Raw genomic sequence first — 2331 nt, forward strand, 5'->3', positions numbered from 1 at the left:
CTTTAATTGATTTTATTCTGCTCTTTGTCTCGAATAATAATGACATAAGGATCTCCGCCTATTTTCTGCTGAATTTCCTTCGATTCCAGAAATTCTTCTATTGTCTCTTCAATTAAGCGGACCTTTGCACCCGCCTCCCGATCCGAAACTTGAATGGAGGTTTTTATAATAATCTTAAGTGGAGCAGGGTCAAAAGAGTAGGCAAAACCAGTCACCTGGTATTCCTTTTTTGAGGATAGGCCTTCATAAATCACGGGAAATAATTCTCCCCATTGTGCTTCTTTTTCTTGTTTTTGAAGATTAATCCGGTTAATCTCAATCGTATACTTCTCAATTCCTCTATCATTTAAAATCTCTGTCATTACATCCTTTATTTCATTTATTCTCGTTTCCTTATCAGGGACATCAATATGAATGATGATATTTTCTGAGTCAGAAGATGGATAAGAAAAACCATGTGTAAGAATTGTGAAATTCTCATTAGCCAATTGCTCAATACCTCCTTGCACTGCCTCCGAAATCTCTTCATCTCTTTGGGAAATCTGTACTACCTTATCTATCTGTCTTTCCACTTTTACGGCATCATTATCATAACCCTTCCCATTGATGATTTTCTGAGCGGTCTCTTTCACTTCTTCTTTGACATCTTCAAAATATTGCTCAGAACCTTCAATGTATATCACTATCCCTTTTCCATCTCCACTAATACCCGCAATTTGGTACCCTTTTTCCTCTAAATTTTCCCATATGACCTTATTTATTGGCACTGAATGAAATAGTTGATTTAAATAAGGGATTTTGGATGCCACCTCTGCCATTGAGGGTGAGAAAAAGGCAGACCCTATAAACAAGCCGAGTAAAATAATCAATGTACATACTCCATATAGTGTTTTCCTCATTATATATGCAGATGATTTTTTATTTTCCACTGGAAACTCGAGCTGTTCGATATCCATAAAGATACGATTTTTAACTATGTCCTTCCTGTTCTTGCTCCATCTTAAGTCAGAATCTAGTTTCTTGAGCGTGTCATTGAACTCAGAATCGTCGGACAGCTTCCTCATCCCAATATCCCTCCTTTATCAATTCCTTTTTCAGCGATAGTAGCGCCCTTGACAATGTTGACTTCACTTTACTTTCAGACCATTTTAAAATCATTGCTGTATCTTCTATTGAAAAGCCTTTAATTTTCCTTAAAATAATGACCTTCCTATAAGAATCTTTCATTTTGCTTAACCCCTTATATAGTTCATGCGATTCCTCTTTAAGCTCTATTTTCTCATCAGGCAATGGTGCTTTATCTTCTTGAATCAGGAAAATTTCCTTAAGAACCAACAAAGGCTTCCGTTTTCGCAAATAATCGACGGTTACATTATGAGCGATACTGAACAACCATGTCTTTTCACTGGATTGCCGTTTGAATGTATCACGATAGACATAAGCTTTCACAAATGTCTCCTGCGTAAGATCCTCCGCCTGCTGGTAATCTCTTACCATCAATAAAATAAAGCTTAGGATGGAAGCACTGTATGTATCATACCAATCTGAAATTTCCTCCCTCTTATCCACTGATAAATATCCCCCCGTTTTCACATGATTCATAGCTTAGACGTATAGAAATGTGAAAAGTTGTGTTTTTTTATAAATTTTCATATTGATATAGTATTGTTTAGCCTCTCACCCTTAACTATGTATCTGAACTCCTTATAAAATACAATCTACATTTATTATATCCTGCATCTGACAAGTAATAGAATTCCTCATTGCCATCAATTCATTCCCCTCCCCTTCTCTCCGCAAGAACTGACATCTTCCAACCGACTAAAAGAAAAACCTCCATCCTTCCCCAATTCACATCCCCCTTCTTGTTTCTTTGCTTAATTCTCCATCATTTTCGGTTTCCTTCATTTTTTTAGGCGAATTCCGCTAGAAAAGAGGCTCCTCTGATGAATAACAACTTGTTTTGAGAGCTTTTGTCATGAGGCAGGAAAAGCTTAGCACGCATGCAGAATACTGTACACAAGAGAGAAATAAAACCAATACCAAGTTGAAGGGACTGTTTAAATATGAAAGATCAAATTTTGAGAGCATATTCCATTAAAGAGGTTTCACGCAAAATAAATGTACCGGCAGGAACCATTCGCCAATGGGAAAAGGATTTGAACGGTATCTTGGTCATTCCGCGTTTCTAACAAGGCTCGCGTTTTTATACAGAAGTGGAGATTGCGATTCTGAAAAGAATCAAGGAGATGCGTGACAAGAATTTAAGCAAGGACATCATTAAAGAGATGCTTCAGAAGCATATGAAGGATGTTCAGAACCCTGTTCAAA

General features: G+C 37.0%; 2 protein-coding genes and 1 pseudogene. 1 reads left to right on the plus strand and 2 read right to left on the minus strand.

Going from position 1 to position 2331, the window contains the following annotated elements:
- Nucleotides 1-2 precede the first annotated feature (2 nt).
- The gene (locus ACKI67_RS00040; RefSeq protein WP_407461336.1) at nucleotides 3-1064 is read right to left on the minus strand and encodes a DUF4030 domain-containing protein; all 1062 of its coding nucleotides are present in this window, start codon (nucleotides 1062-1064) and stop codon (nucleotides 3-5) included.
- A complete protein-coding gene (locus ACKI67_RS00045; protein ID WP_407461337.1) occupies nucleotides 1039-1602 on the minus strand; it encodes an RNA polymerase sigma factor in 564 nt (187 codons plus the stop codon). The genes ACKI67_RS00040 and ACKI67_RS00045 overlap by 26 nt, the downstream gene beginning before the upstream one ends.
- A 464-nt stretch (nucleotides 1603-2066) precedes the next feature.
- On the opposite strand from ACKI67_RS00045, the pseudogene ACKI67_RS00050 reads away from it, so the two are divergent.
- Nucleotides 2067-2331 (plus strand): annotated as a pseudogene (locus ACKI67_RS00050) (MerR family transcriptional regulator); the annotation flags it as partial.

Origin of the sequence: Methanobrevibacter sp. (assembly GCF_045577275.1) — an archaeon.
Classification (GTDB): domain Archaea; phylum Methanobacteriota; class Methanobacteria; order Methanobacteriales; family Methanobacteriaceae; genus Methanobrevibacter.